Source organism: Stenotrophomonas sp. KH_036_B (genome assembly GCF_057839485.1).
In genome coordinates this window covers 3,766,438-3,789,461 of sequence record NZ_CM174491.1, presented here as the reverse complement: position 1 = coordinate 3,789,461, position 23,024 = coordinate 3,766,438, and the positions used below count along the sequence as shown (strand labels likewise).

Annotated in this window: 24 protein-coding genes; 16 read left to right on the top strand and 8 right to left on the bottom strand. The window is 67.8% G+C overall.

Translation table 11 applies throughout. The features are described 5' to 3' along the window. The 3 genes from AC3ITN_RS16810 to gloA form a co-directional block, all read right to left on the bottom strand. The gene (locus AC3ITN_RS16810; protein WP_489391244.1) at nt 1-1,305 is read right to left on the bottom strand and encodes a putative DNA modification/repair radical SAM protein; all 1,305 of its coding nucleotides are present in this window, start codon (nt 1,303-1,305) and stop codon (nt 1-3) included. 134 nt (nt 1,306-1,439) lie between these two features. After that, nucleotides 1,440-1,868, bottom strand: coding sequence for a VOC family protein (locus AC3ITN_RS16805; protein ID WP_489391243.1), 429 nt, complete (start codon nt 1,866-1,868; stop codon nt 1,440-1,442). 108 nt (nt 1,869-1,976) lie between these two features. Continuing rightward, nucleotides 1,977-2,504, bottom strand: a complete 528-nt coding sequence (gene gloA, locus AC3ITN_RS16800) for a lactoylglutathione lyase (protein WP_313348071.1) — start codon at nt 2,502-2,504, stop codon at nt 1,977-1,979. Nucleotides 2,505-2,608: 104 nt separating this feature from the next. On the opposite strand from gloA, the gene AC3ITN_RS16795 reads away from it, so the two are divergent. Then, on the top strand, nt 2,609-3,721 hold the full coding sequence (locus AC3ITN_RS16795) for a PLP-dependent cysteine synthase family protein (protein ID WP_313348072.1): 1,113 nt from the start codon (nt 2,609-2,611) through the stop codon (nt 3,719-3,721). A 94-nt stretch (nt 3,722-3,815) separates the two neighbouring features. Next, nucleotides 3,816-5,849: a M3 family metallopeptidase gene (locus tag AC3ITN_RS16790; protein WP_489391242.1), complete on the top strand. Its 2,034-nt coding sequence runs from the start codon at nt 3,816-3,818 to the stop codon at nt 5,847-5,849. A 247-nt stretch (nt 5,850-6,096) separates the two neighbouring features. Here AC3ITN_RS16790 and AC3ITN_RS16785 read toward each other — a convergent pair whose 3' ends face one another. The 3 genes from AC3ITN_RS16785 to AC3ITN_RS16775 all read right to left on the bottom strand — a co-directional run bounded on the left by AC3ITN_RS16785 (nt 6,097) and on the right by AC3ITN_RS16775 (nt 8,141). Beyond that, complete coding sequence (locus AC3ITN_RS16785) at nt 6,097-6,912, bottom strand: SDR family oxidoreductase (RefSeq protein ID WP_313348074.1); 816 nt, start codon at nt 6,910-6,912, stop codon at nt 6,097-6,099. Then, nucleotides 6,903-7,481 (bottom strand): DUF1415 domain-containing protein, encoded by a 579-nt coding sequence (locus AC3ITN_RS16780; RefSeq protein WP_489391241.1) that lies wholly within the window; start codon nt 7,479-7,481, stop codon nt 6,903-6,905. The genes AC3ITN_RS16785 and AC3ITN_RS16780 overlap by 10 nt, the downstream gene beginning before the upstream one ends. Before the next feature lie 177 nt (nt 7,482-7,658). Next, entirely contained in the window at nt 7,659-8,141 is a 483-nt protein-coding gene (locus AC3ITN_RS16775) for a YajQ family cyclic di-GMP-binding protein (protein WP_095362991.1), read from the bottom strand. A 79-nt stretch (nt 8,142-8,220) separates the two neighbouring features. On the opposite strand from AC3ITN_RS16775, the gene AC3ITN_RS16770 reads away from it, so the two are divergent. From AC3ITN_RS16770 to AC3ITN_RS16750, 5 genes are all read left to right on the top strand, one after another. Next, nucleotides 8,221-9,117, top strand: a complete 897-nt coding sequence (locus tag AC3ITN_RS16770) for a DMT family transporter (RefSeq protein ID WP_313348076.1) — start codon at nt 8,221-8,223, stop codon at nt 9,115-9,117. Nucleotides 9,118-9,249: 132 nt separating this feature from the next. Continuing rightward, nucleotides 9,250-10,257 (top strand): methionine ABC transporter ATP-binding protein, encoded by a 1,008-nt coding sequence (locus AC3ITN_RS16765; RefSeq protein ID WP_313348084.1) that lies wholly within the window; start codon nt 9,250-9,252, stop codon nt 10,255-10,257. Further along, nucleotides 10,254-10,943, top strand: a complete 690-nt coding sequence (locus tag AC3ITN_RS16760; protein WP_489391240.1) for a methionine ABC transporter permease — start codon at nt 10,254-10,256, stop codon at nt 10,941-10,943. Before AC3ITN_RS16765 ends, AC3ITN_RS16760 begins: the two co-directional genes overlap by 4 nt. 203 nt (nt 10,944-11,146) lie before the next feature. Further along, the gene (locus tag AC3ITN_RS16755; RefSeq protein ID WP_313348078.1) at nt 11,147-11,425 is read left to right on the top strand and encodes a type II toxin-antitoxin system RelE/ParE family toxin; all 279 of its coding nucleotides are present in this window, start codon (nt 11,147-11,149) and stop codon (nt 11,423-11,425) included. 11 nt (nt 11,426-11,436) lie between these two features. Continuing rightward, on the top strand, nt 11,437-11,739 hold the full coding sequence (locus tag AC3ITN_RS16750) for a HigA family addiction module antitoxin (protein ID WP_313348079.1): 303 nt from the start codon (nt 11,437-11,439) through the stop codon (nt 11,737-11,739). On the opposite strand, the gene AC3ITN_RS16745 is transcribed toward AC3ITN_RS16750, so the two are convergent. Further along, complete coding sequence (locus AC3ITN_RS16745) at nt 11,740-12,342, bottom strand: lipocalin family protein (RefSeq protein WP_489391239.1); 603 nt, start codon at nt 12,340-12,342, stop codon at nt 11,740-11,742. 139 nt (nt 12,343-12,481) lie between these two features. Between AC3ITN_RS16745 and AC3ITN_RS16740 the strand changes: the two genes are divergently transcribed. Beyond that, entirely contained in the window at nt 12,482-12,838 is a 357-nt protein-coding gene (locus tag AC3ITN_RS16740; protein WP_313348081.1) for a hypothetical protein, read from the top strand. A gap of 34 nt (nt 12,839-12,872) precedes the next feature. Beyond that, a complete protein-coding gene (locus AC3ITN_RS16735; protein ID WP_489391238.1) occupies nt 12,873-14,966 on the top strand; it encodes a prolyl oligopeptidase family serine peptidase in 2,094 nt (697 codons plus the stop codon). Nucleotides 14,967-15,563: 597 nt separating this feature from the next. Here the strand turns inward: AC3ITN_RS16735 and AC3ITN_RS16730 are convergent. Continuing rightward, nucleotides 15,564-16,751, bottom strand: a complete 1,188-nt coding sequence (locus tag AC3ITN_RS16730) for a pyridoxal phosphate-dependent aminotransferase (protein WP_489392957.1) — start codon at nt 16,749-16,751, stop codon at nt 15,564-15,566. Between the two features lie 101 nt (nt 16,752-16,852). Here AC3ITN_RS16730 and AC3ITN_RS16725 point away from each other — a divergent pair, with 101 nt between their 5' ends. The 7 genes from AC3ITN_RS16725 to hslV all read left to right on the top strand — a co-directional run bounded on the left by AC3ITN_RS16725 (nt 16,853) and on the right by hslV (nt 22,881). Continuing rightward, nucleotides 16,853-18,970 (top strand): S9 family peptidase, encoded by a 2,118-nt coding sequence (locus AC3ITN_RS16725; protein WP_489391237.1) that lies wholly within the window; start codon nt 16,853-16,855, stop codon nt 18,968-18,970. A gap of 57 nt (nt 18,971-19,027) precedes the next feature. Continuing rightward, entirely contained in the window at nt 19,028-19,450 is a 423-nt protein-coding gene (locus AC3ITN_RS16720; protein ID WP_489391236.1) for a YbaN family protein, read from the top strand. A gap of 111 nt (nt 19,451-19,561) precedes the next feature. After that, the gene (lptM, locus tag AC3ITN_RS16715; protein ID WP_313349038.1) at nt 19,562-19,807 is read left to right on the top strand and encodes an LPS translocon maturation chaperone LptM; all 246 of its coding nucleotides are present in this window, start codon (nt 19,562-19,564) and stop codon (nt 19,805-19,807) included. After that, complete coding sequence (gene dapF, locus AC3ITN_RS16710) at nt 19,800-20,651, top strand: diaminopimelate epimerase (protein ID WP_313349040.1); 852 nt, start codon at nt 19,800-19,802, stop codon at nt 20,649-20,651. The genes lptM and dapF overlap by 8 nt, the downstream gene beginning before the upstream one ends. Further along, nucleotides 20,648-21,325, top strand: coding sequence for a DUF484 family protein (locus AC3ITN_RS16705; protein ID WP_313349041.1), 678 nt, complete (start codon nt 20,648-20,650; stop codon nt 21,323-21,325). Before dapF ends, AC3ITN_RS16705 begins: the two co-directional genes overlap by 4 nt. 22 nt (nt 21,326-21,347) lie before the next feature. Next, nucleotides 21,348-22,238 carry a tyrosine recombinase XerC gene (gene xerC, locus AC3ITN_RS16700; RefSeq protein WP_489391235.1) on the top strand — a complete coding sequence of 297 codons (891 nt, stop codon included), beginning with the start codon at nt 21,348-21,350 and terminating at the stop codon, nt 22,236-22,238. A 91-nt stretch (nt 22,239-22,329) separates the two neighbouring features. Further along, the gene (hslV, locus tag AC3ITN_RS16695) at nt 22,330-22,881 is read left to right on the top strand and encodes an ATP-dependent protease subunit HslV (RefSeq protein ID WP_017356659.1); all 552 of its coding nucleotides are present in this window, start codon (nt 22,330-22,332) and stop codon (nt 22,879-22,881) included. Nucleotides 22,882-23,024: the final 143 nt, after the last annotated feature.

Sequence of the window (23,024 nt, the reverse complement as noted above, 5' to 3'; positions counted from 1 at the left end):
TCAGTGCGTGGCCGCGTCGGGGAACAGCGACGCCTGGCGCGGTGGCGGGGCCAGCCGCGCACGCAGCGCGGCCGGATCATCCAGCGCACGCCGCGGGTGATGGTCGGCCAGCTGCACGAACGGCAGCAGCTTGCTCATCGGCGCGCGCAGCCGGGCCACGTCGGCCACGCGCAGACGCCCGTGGCGGCGCGCCATCAGCACGCGCTTGACGTTGCGCACGCCCAGCCCCGGCACGCGCAGCAGCATTTCCTTCGATGCAATGTTGAGGTCGACCGGGAAGCGCTCGGGGTGGCGGATCGCCCAGGCCATCTTCGGGTCGATGTCCAGGTCGAGCATGCCGCCCTGCGTGGTATCGGTGATTTCCTCCACGCCGTAGCCGTAGAAGCGCAGCAGCCAGTCGGCCTGGTACAGCCGGTGCTCGCGCGCCAGCGGCGGTGCCTGCAGCGGCAGCAGGCGGCTGGCGTCGGGGATCGGGCTGAACGCCGAATAGTAGACGCGGCGCATGCGGTAGTTGCCGTACAGCGTGTCGGCGGCGGTGAGTATCTGCTGGTCGCTGGCGCCGTCGGCACCGACGATCATCTGCGTGCTCTGCCCGGCCGGGGCGAAGCGCGGTGCACGGGCGCGCCGCCTGGTAGGTACGTCTGGTGCCGGCGGGGCAACTGCGGTCGAGCTGGCAGTGCGGGCTGCCTTTGCTTCCTTGGCCTCCTCGATCCGCCAGCGCAGCTCGCCCATCGCGCCGCGGATCGAGGGCATCGATTTTTCCGGCGCGAAGCTGGCCAGGCCTTCCTCGGTGGGCAACTCGATGTTGATCGACAGGCGGTCCGCGTAGCGACCGGCCGCCGCCAGCAGTTCCGGCGACGCTTCGGGGATGGTCTTGAGGTGGATGTAACCGGAGAAGCGATGTTGCTCGCGCAGTTGCCGCGCCACCTCCACCATCTGCTCCATGGTGTAGTCGGCATTGCGGATGATGCCGCTGGAGAGGAACAGGCCTTCGATGTAGTTGCGCTTGTAGAAGTCCATGGTGAGCGCCACCACTTCGGCCACGTTGAAGCGCGCGCGGGGCACATTGCTCGATACCCGGTTCACGCAGTAGGCGCAGTCGTAGATGCAGAAGTTGGTGAGCAGGATCTTCAGCAACGACACACACCGCCCATCGGGCGTGTAGCTGTGGCAGATGCCGGCGCCCTCGGTGCTGCCGATGCCGCCGGACGTGCGCGAATCGCGGCGTCCCGCACCACTGGAGGCGCAGGACGCATCGTACTTGGCGGCATCGGCCAGGATCGCCAGTTTGCGTATCGTCTCCATGCGGAAACGGTAGGGGCGGGCAGTCTCACGTTGTGAGACTGGCATGGGTGGTGGCTGAAGGGTTCAGGGTGCCGGCATGGATGCAGCCACCCAGGGGGTGGCTCTACGAAGGCGCGTCAGGGTAACGACGGTACTCAGAACGTGACTTTCACCGAGTCGGCGCTGTAGGTCGCCGGGCCGTGGTAGACGACCTCGATGTTGTTACCGTCCGGATCGATGGCGAAGGCGGCGTAGTAGCCCGGGTGATAGGGCCGTTCGCCGGGCGCACCGTTGTCCTTGCCGCCGGCGGCGAGCGCGGCCGCGTGGAAGGCATCGACGGTGGCACGATCACGGGCCTGGAAGGCCAGATGGTGGCGGCCGGTCAGTTCGCCGGCGGCCGCTTCGCTGTCGGCGGTGGAGATGAACAGCTCGTCGGCCCAGAAATACGTCTCGCCTTCGCCGGCGATCGGGATGCCGAGGGTATCGAACACGGCCTGGTAGAAGCGGCGGCTGGCGGGCAGGTCACGCACCACCAGTTGCAGGTGGTCGATCAGCCGGCCGCGGTGCAGTTCCATGGTGTCCATGCGGGCGCCTTCGTTCGAGGGAAGCGCTGGTATACCACCGGGCCGGTAGAGACATTGTTGCGGCGCGCCGCAGCGGCAGGTAACGACCATGGGTCGTTACCCCCTGGATCAGGCGATCGGGGTGTTGGAGATGATCTCCACCCAATAGCCATCCGGGTCCTTGATGAAGGCCAGGTGCTTCATGCGGCCGTCTTCCAGGCGCTTCTGGTAGGGCACCTGCAGGTCGTCGAAGCGCTTGCAGGCGGCCTGGATGTCCGGCACCGACACGCAGATGTGGCCGAAGCCGCGCGGGTCCTGGTTGCCGTCGTGGTAGACACGCCCTTCCTGCGCTTCGGTGCCGTGGTTGTGGGTCAGCTCCAGCACGCCGGGAAGGCCCGCCATCCACACGCGGCGCGCATCGCCGGCGTCCGGGACCTGGGTGCCGGCCGGCAGCAGCGCCAGAAAATACAGGCTGAACTGAGCGTCCGGGAAGTCGCGCTGGTCGAGCAGGCGGAAGCCCAGCACGCGGGTGTAGAAGTCCAGCGAGGCGGTGGCGTCCTTGACCCGCAGCATGGTGTGGTTGAAGACGAAACCGGTGGTTTCGACCGGCGGCTGGGCGGCAACGCCGGGCGGGGACTGAAGCGGGGCAAGGCTCATGGGGGATCCTGTGACGGGGCCGGAAGGGGCGGCAAGGCCGTTCATTTTAGCGGGCCCGGCGCAATGCGACGTAGAATGCTGCATCTCCTCGTGCCGTCGCCGACATGTCGCAGCGTGAATGGGTGGCCGCCGCCATCCGCAAGATCGAAGCCGATTTCAACCGCTCGGCCGACACCCACCTCATTCCGATGGATCTGCCGGGCCACCCCGGCATCGAGCTGTACTTCAAGGACGAGTCCAGCCACCCCACTGGCAGCCTGAAACACCGCCTGGCGCGCTCGCTGTTCCTGTACGCGCTGGCCAATGGCTGGTTGCGCGAGGGGCGGCCGGTGATCGAGGCGTCCAGTGGCTCCACCGCCGTATCCGAAGCGTATTTCGCGCGGTTGCTGGGGCTGCCGTTCATCGCCGTGATGCCGGCCACCACGTCGCCGGAGAAGATCGCCGCGATCGAGTTCCATGGCGGCCGCTGCCACCTGGTCGAGCGCGCCTGCGACCTGAACTGCGATTCGGAGAAGCTGGCCCGGGAAACCGGCGGCCACTTCATGGACCAGTTCACCTACGCCGAGCGGGCCACCGACTGGCGGGCCAACAACAACATCGCCGAGTCGATCTTCAAGCAGATGGCCGAAGAGCCGCATCCGGTGCCCGAATGGATCGTGTGCAGCCCCGGCACCGGCGGTACCGCCGCCACGTTGGGCCGCTATGTGAGCTATCGGCGGCACGACACCCGCATCCTGTGCGCGGACCCGGAAGTGTCGGTGTTCTTCGACGGGTACTGCGCCGCGCTGGCCGGTGAGCCGTGGCGCGAGCTGACCTGTGCAGGCGGCTCGCGGGTGGAAGGCATTGGCCGGCCGCGCGTGGAATCCAGCTTCATTCCGACCAGCGTGGATGCGATGGTGAAGGTGCCCGACGCGCTGAGCCTGGCCGCGATGCGCCATGTCAGCCGCCAGCTCGGGCGGCGCGTGGGCGGCTCGACGGGGACCAACTTCATCGGGGTGCTGCAGGCGGCCGAGCGCATGCGCCAGGCCGGGCGCAGCGGCTCCATCGTGACCATCCTGTGCGACAGCGGCGAGCGCTACGCGCACAGTTACTACAACCCGGCGTGGTACCCGAAGCAGGGCATCGACGTGGAGCAGGCCGACGCGGTGGTTGCCGCCGCCGTGGCCGGACAGGGGCTGCCCGTGCTGCCGGAGGCCTCGCTGGAGGCGTTGTACTGACGGCGTGAACCGGGTCCGCGGCCGGGCCTTGTGCGCGGTCGGGGCCGGTGCCATATGGTGGGGGATGCCGCCGCGGCGGCCCCGCTGTCTGGAGATGCCTGTGACCCCCACCAACCCCCTGCTCGATTTTTCCGGTCTGCCCCGTTTCGATGCGATCCAGCCGGCGCACATCGGGCCGGCCATCGACACGCTGCTGGCCCAGGCCGAGGCTGCCGTGAAGGCCGCCGAGAGCGTGCAGCCGGTCAGCTGGACGACGTTCGTCGAGCCGCTGGATGACGCCACCGAGCGCCTCTGGCGCGCCTGGGGTCAGGTGGGGCACCTGCAGGGCGTGGTCAATACGCCGGCGCTGCGCGAGGCCTACAACGCCAACCTGCCCAAGGTGACCCGTTTCGGCAGCGCGCTGGGCCAGAACCTGGCCCTGTTCGAGCAGTACCGCGCGTTGGCCGCGACGCCGGAAGCGGCGCAGTACGAACCGGCACGGCGCAAGGTGCTGGACAACGCGCTGCGTGATTTCCGCCTCGGCGGCGCCGAGCTGGACGCGGTGGGCAAGGCTCGCTACAGCGCCATCCGCGAGGAACTCTCGGCGTTGTCGGCGACGTTCTCGCAGAACGTGCTCGATGCCACCGACGCGTGGTCGCTGCACGTGGAAGACCGCAGTGACCTGGCCGGCCTGCCGGATGACGTCGTGGCCGCCGCCCGCGCCGCCGCGGAAAAGGACGCGCTGCCGGGCTGGAAACTGACCCTGCAGATGCCGTGCTACCTGCCGGTGCAGACCTATGCCGAACACCGCCCGCTGCGCGAGACGCTGTACCGCGCCAATGCGCTGCGCGCCTCCGAATTCGGCGATGCCGCGCTGGACAACAGCGCGCATATCGATCGCATCCTGGCACTGCGCGCCGAACTGGCCGCGTTGCTGGGGTTCCCCAGCTACGCCGAGTATTCCATCGCCACCAAGATGGCCGACGACGCGCCGCAGGTGCTTGGCTTCCTGCGCGACCTGGCCGCACGCGCCAAGCCGTACGCGCAGCGCGACCGTGCCGAGCTGGAGGCCTTCGCCCGCGACGAACTGGGCCTGCCGGCGCTGGATGCGTGGGACCTGGCGTTCGCCGCGGAGAAGCTGAAGCAGGCGCGCTACAGCTATTCCGAGCAGGAGGTGAAGCAGTACTTCACCGAACCGAAGGTGCTGGAAGGGTTGTTCAGCGTCATCCACGGTCTTTACGGCCTCCAGGTGCAGCCCGACCAGGCGCCGGTATGGCACCCGGACGTGCGCTTCTTCCGCCTGGTCGATGCGCAGGGCCAGCTGGTGGGTCAGTTCTATCTGGACCTGTACGCGCGCGAAGGCAAGCGCGGTGGCGCGTGGATGGACGACTGCCGCAACCGCCGCGACACCGCGCAGGGCGTGCAGACGCCGCTGGTGTACCTGGTGTGCAACTTCGGCAAGGGCGCCGATGGCACGGTGTCCACCTTCAGCCACGACGAAGTCACCACGCTGTTCCATGAAATGGGCCATGGCCTGCACCAGCTGCTGACGCGGATCGGTGAGCTGGGCGTGGCGGGCATCAACGGCGTGGAATGGGATGCGGTGGAACTGCCGAGCCAGTTCATGGAGAACTTCTGCTGGGAATGGGACCGCGTGCAGGCGATGACCGCCCACGTGGACAGCGGCGAACCGCTGCCGCACGCGCTGTTCGAGCGCATGCTGGCCGCGCGCAACTTCCAGAGCGGCATGTTCACCGTGCGCCAGCTCGAATTCGCGCTGTTCGACATGCAGCTGCATAGCAGCTTCGATCCGGTGCAGGACAGCGTGCTGCAGCTGCTGGAACGCGTGCGCGACGAAGTCGCGGTCAATCGCCCGCCGGAGTGGAACCGCTTCCCGCACCAGTTCAGCCACATCTTCTCGGGTGGCTACGCGGCAGGGTATTACAGCTACAAGTGGGCCGAAGTGCTCAGCGCCGATGCCTATGCGGCGTTTGAAGAAGCGCCGGACCAGGTGGCGGAGACGGGCAGGCGGTTCCGCGACGAGGTGTTGTCACGGGGCGGCAGCCGCAGCGCAGCGGAGAATTTCGCCGCGTTCCGCGGGCGCGCGCCGAACGTGGATGCGTTGCTGCGGCACAACGGGATGGCGTAAACGCGGGTGGGCCGGCCGCTGGCCGGCTCCAAGCGATGCCGGATGAATCCCGTAGTGCCGGCCGCTGGCCGGCTCCAAGCGATGCCGGATGAACCCGTAGTGCCGGCCGCTGGCCGGCTCCAAGCGATGCCGGCGTCATGAGGAGCCGGCCAGCGGCCGGCACTACCCGGCTCCGCGCGATGCCGGCGTCATGAGGAGCCGGCCAGCGGCCGGCACTACCCCGCAGCGTGATCGGACGGTACGTGGGTTATTCCGCGTAGATCATCGTGCGGCTCATGCCGCCATCCACGACATGGTCCTGCCCGGTGATGAAGCCGGACAGGTCCGACAGCAGGAAGACCGCCAGCGCGCCGATGTCGTCGGGTTGGCCGACACGGCCCACCGCGTGCTGTGCATGATCGCGACGCGACAGCTTGGGCGTGCGCCGCCGCGCCGGTGCCTGCCACGCGTCGGTGGTGATCCAGCCGGGGCTGATGCTGTTCACGCGTACCTGCGGGCCGTTGCTGATCGCCAACGCGTGGGTGAAGGCCACCAGCCCACCCTTGGCCGCCGCATAGGCTTCGCTGTCCGCCTCGGATTGCCAGGCGCGGGTGGAAGCGATGTTGATGATCGAGCCGCCACGCGTGTCGGCCGCCTGTTCGCGCAGCGCGGGCAGCGCATGCTTGCTGCACAGGAAGGCGCCGTGCAGGCTGGACAGGCGACGCTGCCATTCGGCCAGCGACATCTCCGCCAGCGGCGTGCCATGCGCACTGGCGATGCCGGCATTGTTGACCAGGCCATCGATGCGGCCAAAGCGCTTCAGCGTGGCCTTCATCAGCGCCTGCACACTGCGCTCGCTGGCCACGTCCGCGCGCTGGAACGCCGCGCGTTCGGGCAGCGCCCATTCCTTGAGGCAGGCCTTGCCGGCATCGGCATCCAAGTCGGCGATCATCACGCTGCCGCCGGCACCCAGCACCGACTGCGCGATGCCGCGCCCAACGCCCTGCGCACCGCCGGTGATCACCACCACGCGATCACGCAGCGGCTGCGCCGGCCAGTCGAGGATCGGCGGCGTCAGTGACACGGGGGCATGTCGTTGCGGCCCAGCAGGCGCGTCCAGCCTTCGATGCCGAGCTTGTCCAGGGTCTCGATGTTGCGCTCCACGATCACGTCCGGATCCGGGAACGCGGCGACCGCACGCTCGACACTGTCCTCGCGCAGCAGGTGCAGGGTGGGGTAGGGCGCGCGGTTGGTGTAGTTGCTCACGTCATCCGGGGCCACGCCGGCGAACTGGTACTGCGGATGGAAGCTGGCCACCTGCAGGATGCCCTGCAGATCCAGTGCTTCGATCGCCGCATCGGCGTTGTCGAGGAAGTCGTTGTAGTCCAGGAAATCGGTCAGCACGTCCGGGTGCACGATCAGCGTGGTGTCGATCTGCTCGGCCGGGGTATCGCGCAGCAGGATCAGCTCTTCGGCCAGTTCTTCAACCAGCGCTTCGGGCGTGGTCGCATCGCTGAGCACGAACCGCACCTGGTCCTTGACGTACACCGCTTTGGCGAACGGGCACAGGTTCAGGCCGATGACGATCTGCTCCAGCCATTTCCGGGTCTCGGCGATGGGGTCGTGGGTGGCAGTGAGGGAAGCGTCATTCATGGCGGGCGGTGTCGCTGGCTGGGGCTCGCATTGTACGGGCGGGCGTGTAGGGCGGCGTGTGGCGGGGGCGTCGACCGGTAGCGCCGCCCAACAGCCGGCGCTACGGATTGTCACGTGATTGCAGTCACCCGGATGGTCCAGACGGGAAGCCAGAAGTTTCCGGCTGCCATCAGGGGGTCAGTCGCGGAAATTGTCGAACTGCAGGGGAACCTCGAACGTCCCCTTTTTCAGCAGGGCCATCACGTCCTGCAGGTCGTCGCGCTTCTTGCCGGTCACGCGCAGCTTGTCGCCGTTGATCTGGCTGTCGACCTTGAGCTTGGCTTCCTTGATCGCTGCGGCGATCTTCTTGGCCACCTTCTGCTCGATACCTTGTTTGACGGTGATCTTCTGGCGCGCGCCGGCCAGGTTGGTTTCGATATCGCCGAACTCCAGGCAGGCCGCGTCGATCTTCCGCGCGGTCAGGCGCTGGCGCAGGATGTCGGTCATCTGCTGCAGCTGGAAGTCGCTCGGGGCGGACTGGCTGATCACGCTGTCCTCCAGCACGAATTTTGCGTCCACGCCCTTGAAGTCGAAGCGTGTGGACAGCTCGCGGTTGGCCTGGTCGACCGCGTTGGTCAGTTCGTGGATGTCGACTTCGGAAACGACGTCAAAGGAGGGCATGGGGAAACTCCAGCAGGTGAAGGCCCCCATTCTAACCAACCCCGCATGGACGGCCCGCCGTGGAGGGCGATAATGGGTCATGAACACGCAACGCTCCCCAACCCGTGCCGTCGCCTGGATGCTGATGGCGGTCGCCTGCTTCTCGCTGATGGACGCGGGCATGAAACAGCTCTCGTCCAGCTACCCGACCCTGCAGGTGACCTTCCTGCGCGGCGCCGCCTCGCTGCCGTTCGTGCTGGTGTGGGTGCTGGCCACGGCCGGCCCGCGTTCGCTGGTGCCGGTGCGCTGGGGCCTGCACCTGCTGCGCGGGCTGCTGGGCATGGTGATGATCGGCTGCTTCGTGTACGCCCTGCGCAGCCTGCCGCTGTCCACCGCGTACACGATCTATTTCGTCGCGCCGCTGCTGATCGCCGCGCTGTCGGTTCCCCTGCTGGGCGAACACGTGGGTCCGCGGCGCTGGATCGCCATCGGGATCGGCCTGGTCGGGGTGCTGGTGGTGCTGCGCCCGGGCGTGGGCGGCTTCATCTCGGTGCCGGGCCTGATGGTCCTGATCGCCGCCACTGCCTATGCCATTGCCGCGATCACGGTAAGCATGCTGACCCGCACCGACACCCCGCAGTCGATGGTGGTGTGGTTCCTGGTGATCCTGGCGATCGGCGCCGGCCTGCTCGCGATCCCGGACTGGCAGCCGCTGCAGCTGGACCACGCGGGCCTCATTGCCGGCATGGGCCTGGCCGGCGCCGCCGGGCAGGTCGCCCTGACCCGGGCGTTCCAGCTGGGCGAGGCCTCGCTGATCGCGCCGCTGGAATACACCGGGCTGGTCTGGGTGATCGGTTGGGACCTGCTGTTCTGGGGCGTGCTGCCCGACCAGGTGACCTGGCTGGGCGCGGCCATCATCGTCGCCTCGGGGCTGTACCTGCTGCATCGCGAACGGGTTCGCCAGGTCCGGCCGACCCCGCCGTTGGACCACCCCTGAGGCCCGCCGGGCGGGCGATGACGTCACCTTATAATCAAACGGAATATGATTCCGTTCTGCCGCGCGGGCGAGGGCCGTCCCGCGCTGGTAGGCTGCACGCCCCCTCCCGTCGATGCCCCGGTTGACCGCGAAGTGATCGAGTTCCAGCGCCTGCACAAATCCTATGCCGTCGGCGGCCGCGCGATCGCCGCGCTGCAGCCGCTGGACCTGACCATCCAGGCCGGCGAGGTATTCGGCATCATCGGCCATTCCGGCGCGGGCAAGTCGACCCTGATCCGGCTGATCAACCGGCTGGAAGAGCCCACGGGTGGGCGCCTGCTGATCAACGGCGAGGACGTGACCGCGCTGGACAGCGACGGCCTGCGCGCACTGCGCCGGCGCATCGGCATGATCTTCCAGCACTTCAACCTGCTGTCCTCGCGCACGGTGGCGGCCAACGTCGCCTTCCCGCTGGAACTCGCCGGCACGCCGCGTGCCGAGATCGATGCGCGGGTGGATGAGCTGCTGCACACCGTGGGCCTGGAGGCGCATGCCAGCAAGTACCCGGCGCAGCTGTCCGGCGGGCAGAAGCAGCGCGTCGGCATCGCCCGTGCGCTGGCCACGCGCCCGCAGATACTGCTGTGCGACGAGGCCACCAGCGCGCTGGATCCGCAGACCACCGCGTCGGTGCTCAAGCTGCTGGGGAAGATCAATCGCGAGCTGGGCCTGACCATCGTGCTGATCACCCACGAAATGGACGTCATCCGCCGCGTCTGCGACCGCGTCGCCGTGCTCGATGCCGGCCACCTGGTCGAAACCGGTCCGGTCACCGAGGTGTTCCTGCACCCGCAGCACCCCACCACGCGCCGCTTCGTCAACGAATCCGAGCAGGTGGACGAGGGCGAGCTGCACAAGGATTTCGACGCCGTGGCCGGGCGCATCGTGCGCCTGACCTTCCTGGGTACCGATACCTACGAACCGGTGCTGGGTCGTATCGCACGCGAGACCGGCGTGGACTACAACATCCTGTCCGGACGCATCGACCGCATCAAGGACACCCCGTATGGCCAGCTGACGGTATCGCTGGTCGGCGGCGACGTGCAGGCCGCACAGGCCGGGTTCGTCGCTGCGGGCGTTCACCTGGAGGAGCTGCGCCGATGATCCTCGCTGCTGCCGGCGGATTCTTCCGCCACCTCGACGCCGCCAAGTGGGCCGACATCGGCCAGGCCACCCTCGACACGCTGCTGATGCTGGGGGGATCGCTGCCACTGACGCTGGCCATCGGCCTGCCGCTGGGCGTGCTGCTGTTCCTGACCGGCTCGCCGCAGCTGCACCGCAAGCCGGTGCTGTACGGCGGACTGGCGCTGCTGGTGAACCTGCTGCGGTCTGTCCCCTTCATCATCCTGATGATCGTGCTGATCCCGATCACGCTGTGGATGATGGGGACCTCGCTGGGCGTGCGCGGCGCGATCGTGCCGCTGGTGATTGGCGCCGCCCCGTTCTACGCCCGCCTGGTGGAAACCGCGCTTCGCGAAGTAGACCGCGGCGTGATCGAGGCCAGCCAGGCCATGGGGGCCACCACCTGGCAGCTGGTCAGCCGCGTGCTGCTGCCCGAAGCGCGCCCCGGCCTGATCGCCGGCGCCACCGTCACCGTGATCGCATTGATCGGCTTCACCGCCATGGGCGGCGCGATCGGCTCCGGCGGCCTGGGCGACCTGGCCTTCCGCGATGGCTACCAGCGTTCGCACACCGACGTGGCCCTGGTCACCGTGGTGCTGCTGCTGGTGCTGGTGCAGCTGCTGCAGATGCTGGGCGACTGGCTGGTGGGGCGGTATTCGCGGAAATGACGCGGGTGCCGGCCAACGGCCGGTGCTGCCGCACCTTGGCGCAACGCCACGCCGCGCCCGATGACCATAGGGCACCACTGCGATGAAGGCATCGCCATGAACGCCTGAAGCGCGCCGGTGCGATTGATGGAGCGTTGGCCCCGTTCGGCGTTGCGTGACCCGCGTCTGTGATATATTCCGTTTCACGTAATACGCTTTACGGAATGATCCAGTCCTTCCACTGCCGTCAGACGCGTGCCCTTTTCGAAGGCCGTTGCCCTCGGCAGTTCCGCAGCATCCAGGCCGTTGCCGAACGCAAGCTGCAGATGCTCGACGCGGCGCAGACCCTTCAGTTCCTGCGCTGTCCGCCCGGCAACCGCCTTGAGGCGCTCGGGGGCGACCGGCGAGGACAGTACAGCGTCCGCATCAACGCCCAGTGGCGCGTGTGCTTCATCTGGACAGACGCGGGTCCCTGTCGTGTCGAAATCGTTGATTACCACTGAGGATGCCGACCATGAGCCGCCCCACCAACAAACTCAGGGCCATTCACCCGGGCGAAGTCCTGCGTGAGGAGTTCCTGGTGCCGCTGGAGCTGAGCATCAACGCGCTGGCGCGTGCATTGGATGTTCCAGCCACCCGGCTGCATGCCATCGTGCATGAAACCCGCGCCGTGACCGCCGATACGGCGGCGCGGCTGGCCCGTCACTTCGGTGGCGACCCCGCCTCATGGCTTGCGCTGCAGGCCGAATACGATCTCAAGACGTTGGCCACGTGGCAGGACATCGAACGCCGGGTCTTGCCGCGACAGGCGGCATGATCACCTTACGTTCGGTACCTCGTACCCCAGCCGGTCCACCTGCTCGGGGTGCTGCGGCACGCGCTTGAGCTTGTCGGTGTTGACCCCGTACTGGTCGCGCAGGCGCGTTGCCAGCTCCTTGTACAGGTCTTTGTCCATGTCCGGCTTGCGCGCGAAGATCCAGGCCATCTCGCGGCCCGGGTAGCCGAGCATCGCCCAGGAGTAGTCCGGCGCCACTTCCAGCACGCGGGTATGGGTCGGCACGACCTTGTAGAACCAGGTGCGCCAGTTGTGGTTGCCACTCTCCTCGTCCACCGACGCGCGTACGGTCAGTTCCTGCTGGGGCTCGGAGAAGCCATCGCGGAAGCGATAGGAGATGGAAACCTTCTGGTCGCCGCGCAGGGAGTACTGGTTGACGCTGGCGACGTGGCCGCGCTCCACCGGGTTCGGTACGCGGCCGATGACATACCAGGTACCCATGAACCGCTGCAGGTCGATCGGGGCATTGGCCGTGGTGCTGACCACCGGCGCGGGCGTCGGCTTGCTCTCACCGAAGGAACAGGCGGACAGCAGCGACAGCGTCGACAGCAGCAGGACAACGCGAAGCGGGCGGTTCGAAGACATGCGGCGGAGAGCTCCAGTGGCTTGCAGGGGCATGGTGGGTGGGACGACGAAGAACGTCAATGGCGATCGACACCGAGGTCGCAGCCAGTGAGATGGACGCGGGGCAAGGTAGCGCATCACTTTCGCACGGAGTCGTGTCATGTCCCTGTCGTCTTCGCGTCGTTCCCGGCCTTCACAGTCCGCCTCGCGGTCCCATGACGCGCCCGATCCGCGTGTGTTGCGCTGCGTCAGGCAGGTTGCCCTGGCCGGTCTTGCACTGGTGCTGGTCTGGCCGGCCGCACGCGGTGACAGCCAGTGGCTGGGCTGGCTGCCGATGTGGCTGGTGGCCATGCCGTGGCTGGCCTGGTGGGCGCTGTACCGGTTCCGACTGCCCGTGCGCCTGCTGCGGCGCCCGGCCCCGCGCCGGCGCGGACCGCAGGCGCGTCGGCGCGGCCGGGTGCCGCAGCGCCCGGTCCGCCCTGACCTTCGACAGGGGAACGCCGGGCAGGCCGTGTGATAGCGTCATCGGGATATGAACGCCTGGAGCAGCAATGTCACGATTCGCCTCCGCCTGCCTGATGGCAGGCCTGATGTCCGCCGGCACCGCGGGTACCGCCATGGCCGCTGAGACCCCGGCCGACCCGTACGCCTGGCTGGAAGATGTCGGCGGCGACGCCTCGCTGGCCTGGGTGAAGGAGCAGAACGCCCTGTCCGAAGGCCGCCTGGCCCAGACGCCGGCGTTCAAGCAGATGGAAGCCAGCATCCGCGAGGTGCTCGATTCAGACGCCAAGATTCCCGGCGTGCAGAAGATCGGCGACTACTACTACAACTTCTGGAAGGACAAGCAGCACGAGCGCGGCCTGTGGCGTCGCACCACCCTGGACGAATACCGCAAGCCCGCGCCGACGTGGGAAACCGTGCTCGACCTGGACGCGCTGAACAAGGCGGAAGGCGAAAACTGGGTGTGGCATGGCGCCGAGTGCCTGCGCCCGGACTACGCGCGCTGCCTGATCGCGCTGTCGCGCGGTGGCGCGGACGCCGACGTCACCCGCGAATTCGACCTGACCAGCAGGACCTGGATCAAGGACGGCTTCTTCCGTCCGGAGTCCAAGGGCGGCCTGGGCTGGATCGACCGCGACACCGTGTTCGTCTACACCGATTTCGGCAAGGACAGCATGACCACCTCCGGCTACCCGCGCGTGGCCAAGCTGTGGAAGCGCGGCACGCCGCTCACGGCGGCCAGCGTGGTGTACGAAGGCAAGTCCGATGACATGTACATCGCGGCCATGCACGACGACACCCCCGGGTACGAGCGCAACCTGGTGAGCCGTACGCTGGCCTTCTACAACAACGAGCTCTACCTGCGCGCCGACGACGGCACGCTGACCAGGATCGATGCGCCAAACTCGGCCGAGAAGGGCCTGCGCAAGCAGTGGTTGACCCTGGAGCTGCGCGATCCGTGGACGGTGGGCGGCAAGACCTACACCGCCGGTTCGTTGCTGGTGACCACGCTGGATGACTTCATCGCCGGCAAGCGCGACTTCGAGGTGCTGTTCACCCCGACCGCGACCACCTCGCTGGCCGGGTCGACCTGGACGAAGAACCACCTGGTGCTCAACGTGCTGGATGACGTCAAGAGCCGTCTGGTGGTGCTGACCCCGTCGGCGAATGGCTGGACGCAGAGCGATTTCACCGGTGCACCGTCGTTCGGTACCGTGGCAGTGGGCGCGGTGGATGCAGATGAGAGTGACGCGGTGTGGATGACCGTCACCGACTACCTCACGCCGACCACTCTGGCCTTGGCCGAGGTCGGCAAGCCGCCGGAAGTGCTCAAGACCATGCCGGCGTTCTTCAACGCCGAGGGCAAGGTGATCGAGCAGCACTTCGCCACCAGCAAGGACGGCACCCGCGTGCCGTACTTCGTGGTGCATGCCAAGGAGATGACGCTGGACGGGTCCAACCCGACCCTGCTGTACGGCTACGGTGGCTTCGAGATCTCGCTGACCCCGTCCTACTCCGGCGGCATGGGCCGTGCGTGGCTGGACAAGGGGGGCGTGTACGTGGTCGCCAACATCCGTGGCGGCGGCGAGTATGGTCCGCGCTGGCACCAGGCGGCACTGAAGCAGAACCGGCACAAGGCCTACGAGGACATGGCGGCCGTCGCGCGTGACCTGGTCAGCCGCAGGATCACCTCGCCCAGGCACCTGGGCGTGCAGGGCGGCAGCAACGGCGGCCTGCTCACCGGCAACATGCTCACCCAGTACCCCGAGCTGTTCGGCGCGGTGGTGGTCCAGGTGCCGCTGCTGGACATGAAGCGCTACAGCCACCTGCTGGCCGGCGCCTCGTGGATGGCCGAGTATGGCAATCCCGACACGGCCGACTGGGACTACATCAAGACCTTCTCGCCGTACCACCTGTTCGACCCGAAGAAGACGTATCCTCCGGTGCTGTTCACCACGTCGACCCGCGATGACCGCGTCCACCCGGGCCATGCGCGCAAGATGGCGGCCAAGATGCTCGCGGCCGGCAAGGACGTGACCTACTACGAGAACATCGAAGGTGGCCACGGCGGTGCGGCGAACAACGCGCAGGCGGCGCATATGTCGGCGCTGGCGTACAGCTTCCTGTGGGAACGCCTGAAATAACCTCCGGGTGGTGGGGCGTCAGGTTGGCTCCACCCCTTTTCGACGCCGCGCGTAATGCGCGGCGTTTTTTTTGGTTCTTCGCCCAACAGGGTGATGCGCTGGAGCAGACGCGGCTGCCGGCGGGGCTAGCGCTCTGAAGCAGACGCGGCTGCCGGTGAACCGAGCGCCGGGCCGCCATACCCTTTCCGGCGACGCCCCCGGCGTCGGCCTTCGGCCGCCCCCTCCTCCTTTACTTCGCCTACAAGGGCAAGGCGACCCGGCACTCGACCCACCGGCTTGCGTCGTGCTCCAGCTTTTCCCTGCGTACCGCCAGCCGAGCCCCGTCGCGGCCGGTAGGTCCCTGGCAATGCCTAAAAAGGGGACGGAGGAGGTTAAGCCTCAGCGTCCCCGATTAACGTCCTCCGTCCCGGTTTTTGCCTTTTCCTGCGAACCGCAAGCCGAGCCCCGTCGCGGCCGGTAGGTCCCTGGCAAAGTAGAGGAGGAGGCCGTCGCCGCAGGCGTCGGCCGGGGGACATTTGCATAGGGGCCTGCCGGCCGCGACGGGGCCCTCAACGCTCGCGGCAAACCCGATCGAAGAGGGTGCGGCAAGCCGCGACGTTACCCTCGCCACGTCTCCAACCCGCGACGGATCCGCGCCACCGCCTCTTCCAGCCGCGGAATTTCCTGCGTATACGCCAGCCGCACGTGCTGATTCGCGCGGTAGTGGCCGAAATCCAGGCCCGGGGTGAATGCAACGTGCTCGGTTTCCAGGAAGTGCGCGCAGAAGGCCTGCGCGTCATCGGTGAAGTCGCTCACATCGCAGTACAGATAGAACGCCCCTTGCGGCTCGACCTCGATGCGGAAGCCCAGTGCGCGCAGGGCCGGCAGCAGGTAATCGCGGCGCGCCTGGAAGGCGTGGCGACGCTGTTCGAAGACGGCAAGGGTGTCCGGCTCGAAGCAGGCCAGTGCGGCGTGCTGGGCGATGCTGGAGGCGCTGATGTACAGGTTCTGCGCCAGCTTCTCCAGCTCCGGAACGACCCGCGGCGGTGCGACCAGCCAGCCCAGGCGCCAGCCGGTCATGCCGTAGTACTTCGAGAAACTGTTGAGCACGAAGGCGTCGTCATCCACCTGCAGCACGCTGGCCGCATCCATGCCATAGGTGAGGCCGTGGTAGATCTCGTCCACCACCAGGTGGCCGCCGCGTGCCTTCAACGCCTGCGACAGCGCTGCCAGTTCCGACGCCGACAATACCGTGCCGGTCGGGTTGGCCGGCGAGGCCACCAGCGCGCCGACGCTGTCCGCATTCCAGTGCGCCTCCACCAGCGACGGGGTCAGCTGGTAGGCGGTCTGTGGGCCGACCGGGACCAGCTGCGCCGCACCCTCCACCAGCCGCAGGAAATGGCGGTTGCACGGGTAGCCGGGGTCGGCCAGCAGCCAGTGCCGGTCCGGATCGACCAGCAGGCTGCTGGCCAGCAGCAGTGCACCAGAGCCGCCCGGGGTCACCAGGATCCGCTCCGGATCCAGGTCCAGGTTGTAGCGGGTGCCGTAGAACCCGGCGATGGCCGCGCGCAACGCAGGCAGGCCGCGCGCGGCGGTGTAGCGGGTGTGCCCGGCGGCCAGCGCGGCCTGCCCGGCGCGCACGATCGGCTCGGCGGTGGTGAAATCGGGCTCGCCGATCTCCAGGTGGATCACATCATGGCCGGCCTGCTCCAGCGCCTGCGCGCGGGCCAGCAGGGCCATCACGTGGAAGGGTTCGATGTCCTGGCTGCGGCGGCTGTAGCCGGCCGTGGGGGTGCGGATGCTCATGCGCAGCATGATAGGGGAGCGCACGCGCGCTTGCCCGCGGCACCGTTACCCGGCCAGACTGGGCCGACACCATTGCATTCACCGGCAGGGAGCCTTATCTCGTGAAATCCACTTTCCACTTTCTGGTTGCCAGCCTGATGACCGCTTCCGTGCATGCCGCCCCCGCGCTGACCCCACCCGACGCCGAGAAGCATCCGCATGCGGTCACGGCCCCGTTCGGGGCAACCCGCAACGACGACTATTACTGGCTGCGCGACGACAAGCGTGAAGCGCCGCGGATGCTGGCCTATCTGACCGCGGAGAATGCGTATACCGACCAGGTGGTGGCGCCGCTCAAGCCGCTGCAGGACACCCTCTACAAGGAAATCGTCGCGCGCATCAAGCAGGACGATGCCAGCGTGCCGGCGCGCGAGCGCGGCTACTGGTATTACACCCGCTTCGAGACCGGCAAGGATTACCCGATCCAGGCCCGCCGCAAGGGCAGCATGGAGGCACCGGAAGAGATCCTGCTCGACATCAACCAGATGGCGGCCGGCAAGGGCTACTTCGACGTGGGCGATGCCGACGTCAGCCAGGACAACCAGCTGCTGGCCTGGGCCGAGGACGACGTTGGCCGCCGCCAGTACGTGATCCGCTTCAAGGACCTGCGTACCGGCGAGGTGCTGCCCGACCGCATCGAGAACGTTTCCCCCAACGTGGTCTGGGCCGACGACAACCGCACGTTGTTCTACGTGGAAAACGATCCGGAGACGCTGCTCACGGTGCGGGTGAAGAAGCACGTGCTGGGCACGCCGGTCAGCCGTGACGTGCTGGTCTACGAAGAAGACGATGACAGCTTCTACATGGGCGTGGGGCGTACCCGCGACGACCGGTTCCTCACCATCGAGCTGCACAGCACCGTCAGCTCGGAAACCCGTTACGCCCCGGCCGCCGACCCGCAGCAGTTCACGGTGCTGGCGCCGCGCGCGCGCGATGTCGAGTACGACGCCGACCATTTCGCCGGCCGCTGGGTGATCCGCACCAACGATGCCGGCGCGAAGAACTTCAAGATCGTCACCGCACCCAGCGACGGCACCGCGCGCAGCCAGTGGACCGACTGGGTGGCGCACGACGACAACGTGCTGGTGGAAGGCTTCGAGCTGTTCGACGGCTTCACCGCCATCGCCGAGCGCTCCAACGCGCTGGAGCGGGTCCGCCTGCTGTTCGCCGATGGCCGCCAGGACTACGTCAAGGCCGACGAGCCGGCGTACTCGATGGGCCTGGCCGCCAATCCGGAGGCGGACACACCGTGGCTGCGCTATGCGTACACGTCGCTGACCACGCCCACCACCACCTACGAACTCAACACCACCACCGGCGAACGCCGCCAGCTCAAGCAGCAGCCGGTGATCGGCTACGACCCGTCGCAGTACACCACCGAGCGGGTCTGGGTGACCGCGCGTGACGGGGCGAAGGTGCCGGTATCGCTGGTCTACCGCAACGGCTTCAAGAAGGACGGCACGGGCGCCCTGTACCAGTACGCCTACGGCAGCTACGGCATGTCGATGGACCCGGGCTTCAACCAGACCGTGGTGAGCCTGCTCGACCGCGGCGTGGTGTATGCCATCGCGCACATCCGCGGCGGTGAGGAAATGGGGCGCGCGTGGTACGACGACGGCAAGCTGCTGCACAAGCAGAACACCTTCAACGACTTCGTCGATGTCACCCGCGAACTGGTACGCCAGGGCTATGCGGCCAAGGACCGCGTGGCCGCCTCCGGTGGCAGCGCCGGTGGCCTGCTGATGGGCGCGGTGGCCAACCAGGCCCCGCAGGACTACCGCGTGATGGTGGCCCAGGTACCGTTCGTCGACGTGGTCACCACCATGCTGGATGCCAGCATTCCGCTCACCACCAACGAATACGACGAGTGGGGCAACCCCGAGCAGCGCGAGTACTACGACTACATGCTGACGTACTCGCCTTACGACAACGTCCGGAAGCAGGCGTACCCGGCGCTGTTCGTCGGCACCGGCCTGTGGGACTCGCAGGTGCAGTACTGGGAGCCGGCCAAGTGGGTCGCGAAGCTGCGCGATGACAACACCGGTACCCATCCCATCGTGTTCCGCACGAACATGGAGGCCGGCCACGGCGGCAAGTCCGGGCGGTTCCAGCGTTACCTGGAACTGGCCGAGTCCTATGCATTCGTGCTGGACCAGCTGGGTGTCGCCAAGACCCCGTAATGCGGCGTGCCTGCGCCGACCATCGCGGTCGGCGCGTGGCCTCGCTATCCTGACGGCATGAACCTGCCCGAACGCCCAGAGGCATCCGACCCCGCGGCCGCGCGGCCGAAGGTGCGTTTCCGCTGGGCGTGGTGGCTGCTGGCCTATGTCAGCCTGGGCACCGGCATCGTCGGCATCTTCGTGCCGGGCCTGCCTACCACGGTATTCATCCTGATCTCGGCGTGGGCCGCCTCGCGCGGCTCGGAGCGGCTGCACAACCGGCTGCTGCAGCACCCGCAGTTCGGCCCGGCCATCCGCAACTGGCAGGCGCACGGCGCGGTCAGCCGCAAGGGCAAGTGGATGGCCACCCTGACCATGGCCGTATGCGCGGCCATCATGCTGTGGTGTGTGCCCATCGCCTGGGTGAAGTGGCTGTCCATCGGCTGCATGACCACCGTGGCGGTGTGGCTGTGGACACGACCGCTGCCGCCGGAGGCCTGACCCGGCAGGGTGCCGCAAGACTTCGCCCGGTAGAGCGGTCTGTTAGACCGCTGCGCTCGCGTTCATTGTTTCGGCACACCCGTCATCCTGCCCCGCCGCTATACTCAACCGATGAGCATCCCCCATCGCAATCGAATCCTGATTCCGTTGGCAGCGCTGGCGCTGCTGTTCCTTTCGGCGTGTGGCAACAAGGGCCCGCTGGTCATGCCGCAGAAGCCGGTGCCCGTGGAAGAGCAGGTCGTCGAGCCGGCGGCCGATGCCGAGGCCGTGCCCGCCGACACCGATGCCACCGACGACCCGCCGGTCGTGCCCGATCCGGTCGACCCCCAGCTCAAGTCCGATGACGGGAATGAGTAAGGCTGCATCCACCGCGCTGCGCTTCAGCAAGATGCACGGCGCCGGCAATGACTTCGTGGTGCTCGACCTGCGCGACGGCACCCCTGAACCGACCCCCGCCCTGGCCGCGCAACTGGCCAACCGCCACACCGGCGTGGGGTGCGACCAGATCCTGACCATCGAGCCGCCGCGTGCGGAGGGCTCGGTGGCCGCCTACCGCATCTGGAATGCCGACGGCTCGCAGTCCGAGCAGTGCGGCAACGGCGCGCGCTGCGTCGCGGCCTGGCTGGTGCGTGACGGTGCCGCAAACGGCGACCGCTTCGCCATCGACAGCCCGCTGGCCACCCACACCATCGAACGCATCGGTGGCGATCAGTACTCGGTGGCGATGGGCGTACCGCGCTTCGAGCCGCAGCAGGTCCCGCTGCTGGGCTTCGCCCGCGCCCGGGATGAATACCTGCTGCCGCTGCAGGGCGACACGGTGCGCTTCGGCGCGGTGTCGATGGGCAATCCGCATGCAGTGATCGAAGTCGGCCTGGTCGACGCGGCGCCGGTCGAGCGGCTGGGCCCGCTGCTGCAGCAGCACGCCACCTTCCCGCAGTCGGTCAACGTCGGCTTCGTGCAGGTGCTCGACCCACAGCATGCCCGCCTGCGCGTGTACGAGCGCGGTGTCGGCGAGACCCTCGCCTGCGGCAGTGGTGCCTGCGCTGCGGCGGTGGTGATGATGCAGCGCGGCCGCCTCGAACGTGATGCCACGCTGTCGCTGCCGGGGGGTGATCTTCGCCTGCGCTGGCCGGCCGACGATGCCCAGGTGGTGATGTCCGGCCCGGCGACATTCGTCTTCGAAGGGGAGTGGAACGCATGAGCGACACCGTCGAGAAGATCGGGGCGCATGAAGTCGCCGCATGGTTGCGCCGGCATCCGGCGTTCCTGAAGCAGTTCCCGGATCTGGCGCTGACCCTGGTGGTGCCCCGCGATGACGGTCCTACCGCCTCGCTGGCCAGCTACCAGCTGGAAGTGCTGCGCGACAAGAACCGCGAACTGTCGCGTCGGCTGGCCGACCTGGCCGCCAACGCGCAGGTCAACGAGCGGCTGGCGGTGCGTACCCATCAGCTCACGCTGGCCCTGATGAAGCAGGCCACGGCCGCCGATACGCTGCGCGCCATGGCCGCGTCGCTGGAAGAAGACTTCGCCGGCGACCTGGTGCGTCTGGTGATGCTGCAGCCGGTGCCCGGCCTGGAGCAGGCGCCGTGGTTGCAGGTGATCGCCGCGGACAGCCCGGCGCTGGCGTCGTTCCGCGATTGCCTCACCGACGGCGAACCGATCTGCGGCCGCCTGCAGCCGGAGAAGAGCGCGGTGCTGTACGCCGAGCGCGTGGACGAAGTGCAGTCCAGCGCCTTGCTGCCGCTGCCGGGCGTGGGCCTGATCGCGGTGGGCAGCCATGATGGCAATCGCTTCTACCCCGGCATGGGCACGCTGTTCCTGCGCATGATGGGCGAGTCGCTGGCCGTGGCACTCAAGCGGTTCGACGTGGCCTGAGGCCGCGTCGACGCGCGATCGCATGAACGCCGTCCAGGACTTCCTCGGTTACCTGCAGGTGGAGCGCCGCGCGTCGGCGCACACGCTGGATGCCTATCGACGTGACCTGGATGCGCTGGCCGGCTGGGCCGCGCAGCAGGCCACCGATGTGGACGGCATCGAGGGCGAACAGCTGCGGCAGTTCATCGCCGCCGAGCACCGCCGCGGGCTGGCGCCCAAATCGCTGCAGCGCCGGTTGTCGGCGTGCCGCAGTTTCTACGCATGGCTGCTCAAGCACCATCGCATCGCCGTGAGTCCCGCCGCAGGGTTGAAGGCGCCCAAGGCACCGCGCAAGCTGCCGCAGGTGCTGGATGCGGACGAGGCCGTGCGCCTGGTTGAACTGCCGACCGATGCACCGTTGGGCCTGCGCGACCGCGCGCTGCTGGAACTGTTCTATTCCTCGGGCCTGCGCCTGAGCGAACTGTGTGCGCTGATCTGGCGCGACCTGGACTTCGCCACCGGCCTGGTCAACGTGCTCGGCAAGGGCAACCGCCAGCGCCGCGTGCCGTTCGGCTCGCATGCGCGTGAGGCGCTGCTGGGCTGGCGTGCGGAGAGCGGCGGCGGCGATGGGCAACCGGTCTTCCCGGGGCGCAAGGGCGGACCCATCACCCAGCGTGCCGTGCAGATCCGCATCCGCCAGCTGGCCCAGCGCCAGGGCCTGTTCAAGCACGTGCACCCGCACATGCTGCGGCACAGCTTCGCCAGCCATATCCTGGAATCGTCCGGCGACCTGCGCGGTGTGCAGGAGCTGCTTGGCCATGCCGATATCGCCACCACGCAGATCTACACCCACCTGGATTTCCAGCACCTGGCCAAGGTCTACGACGCGTCGCACCCGCGTGCCAAGCGGCGCAAAAGCGGCAACGAAAGCTGAATCGATCCGCTGCGTCACCCGGGCGCAGGGCAGGGTGGGTTGAAGCCCCCCGCAACGACCCCACCTCAGTCTCTGTCACCCCGGAGGCTCCATGGACCCCAGTCAGAATCCCAACGTATTTCACGCCACCACCATCATCTCGGTGCGTCGCAACGGTCATGTCGCGGTTGCCGGCGATGGCCAGGTCACGCTCGGCCACACGGTGATGAAGGGCAATGCGCGCAAAGTGCGCCGGCTGGGTCGTGAGGGCCAGGTACTGGCCGGCTTCGCCGGTGCCGCCGCCGACGCCTTCACCCTGTTCGAGCTGTTCGAGGCCAAGCTGGAAAAGCACGGCCAGCTGCAGCGTGCGGCGGTGGAGCTGGCCAAGGACTGGCGCACCGAGCGCCGCCTGGGCAAGCTCGAGGCGCTACTGGCCGTTGCCGACAAGGACACCTCGCTGATCATCAGCGGCACCGGCGATGTGATCGAGCCCGAAGACGGCATCATTGCCATCGGCTCCGGGGGGTCCTATGCACTGTCGGCCGCCCGCGCGCTGCTGGCGCATACCGAACTGGACGCCCGCACCATTGCCACCGAGTCGATCAACATCGCCGGCGACATCTGCATCTACACCAATCGCAATGTGGTGGTTGAGGAGCTGTAACGCGCAGCGTGTAGTGCCACGCCCTGCGTGGCTGCGTTACCCGTCCAGCCACGCAGGGCAAAGAGCCACGCGTGGCGTGGCAGCGGTACCGGTCCAGCCACGCAGGGCGTGGCTCTACCGCACCGTTACGTGTTTGCCCGTTA

What these genes read in the sequence shown, in the direction of transcription:
- AC3ITN_RS16810 (WP_489391244.1), bottom strand. Translation starts at nt 1,305, where the DNA reads ATGGAGACGATACGCAAACTGGCGATCCTGGCCGATGCCGCCAAGTAC.
- AC3ITN_RS16805 (WP_489391243.1), bottom strand. Translation starts at nt 1,868, where the DNA reads ATGGACACCATGGAACTGCACCGCGGCCGGCTGATCGACCACCTGCAA.
- gloA (WP_313348071.1), bottom strand. Translation starts at nt 2,504, where the DNA reads ATGAGCCTTGCCCCGCTTCAGTCCCCGCCCGGCGTTGCCGCCCAGCCG.
- AC3ITN_RS16795 (WP_313348072.1), top strand. Translation starts at nt 2,609, where the DNA reads ATGTCGCAGCGTGAATGGGTGGCCGCCGCCATCCGCAAGATCGAAGCC.
- AC3ITN_RS16790 (WP_489391242.1), top strand. Translation starts at nt 3,816, where the DNA reads ATGCCTGTGACCCCCACCAACCCCCTGCTCGATTTTTCCGGTCTGCCC.
- AC3ITN_RS16780 (WP_489391241.1), bottom strand. Translation starts at nt 7,481, where the DNA reads ATGAATGACGCTTCCCTCACTGCCACCCACGACCCCATCGCCGAGACC.
- AC3ITN_RS16775 (WP_095362991.1), bottom strand. Translation starts at nt 8,141, where the DNA reads ATGCCCTCCTTTGACGTCGTTTCCGAAGTCGACATCCACGAACTGACC.
- AC3ITN_RS16770 (WP_313348076.1), top strand. Translation starts at nt 8,221, where the DNA reads ATGAACACGCAACGCTCCCCAACCCGTGCCGTCGCCTGGATGCTGATG.
- AC3ITN_RS16760 (WP_489391240.1), top strand. Translation starts at nt 10,254, where the DNA reads ATGATCCTCGCTGCTGCCGGCGGATTCTTCCGCCACCTCGACGCCGCC.
- AC3ITN_RS16755 (WP_313348078.1), top strand. Translation starts at nt 11,147, where the DNA reads ATGATCCAGTCCTTCCACTGCCGTCAGACGCGTGCCCTTTTCGAAGGC.
- AC3ITN_RS16750 (WP_313348079.1), top strand. Translation starts at nt 11,437, where the DNA reads ATGAGCCGCCCCACCAACAAACTCAGGGCCATTCACCCGGGCGAAGTC.
- AC3ITN_RS16745 (WP_489391239.1), bottom strand. Translation starts at nt 12,342, where the DNA reads ATGTCTTCGAACCGCCCGCTTCGCGTTGTCCTGCTGCTGTCGACGCTG.
- AC3ITN_RS16740 (WP_313348081.1), top strand. Translation starts at nt 12,482, where the DNA reads ATGTCCCTGTCGTCTTCGCGTCGTTCCCGGCCTTCACAGTCCGCCTCG.
- AC3ITN_RS16735 (WP_489391238.1), top strand. Translation starts at nt 12,873, where the DNA reads ATGTCACGATTCGCCTCCGCCTGCCTGATGGCAGGCCTGATGTCCGCC.
- AC3ITN_RS16730 (WP_489392957.1), bottom strand. Translation starts at nt 16,751, where the DNA reads ATGAGCATCCGCACCCCCACGGCCGGCTACAGCCGCCGCAGCCAGGAC.
- AC3ITN_RS16720 (WP_489391236.1), top strand. Translation starts at nt 19,028, where the DNA reads ATGAACCTGCCCGAACGCCCAGAGGCATCCGACCCCGCGGCCGCGCGG.
- lptM (WP_313349038.1), top strand. Translation starts at nt 19,562, where the DNA reads ATGAGCATCCCCCATCGCAATCGAATCCTGATTCCGTTGGCAGCGCTG.
- dapF (WP_313349040.1), top strand. Translation starts at nt 19,800, where the DNA reads ATGAGTAAGGCTGCATCCACCGCGCTGCGCTTCAGCAAGATGCACGGC.
- AC3ITN_RS16705 (WP_313349041.1), top strand. Translation starts at nt 20,648, where the DNA reads ATGAGCGACACCGTCGAGAAGATCGGGGCGCATGAAGTCGCCGCATGG.
- xerC (WP_489391235.1), top strand. Translation starts at nt 21,348, where the DNA reads ATGAACGCCGTCCAGGACTTCCTCGGTTACCTGCAGGTGGAGCGCCGC.
- hslV (WP_017356659.1), top strand. Translation starts at nt 22,330, where the DNA reads ATGGACCCCAGTCAGAATCCCAACGTATTTCACGCCACCACCATCATC.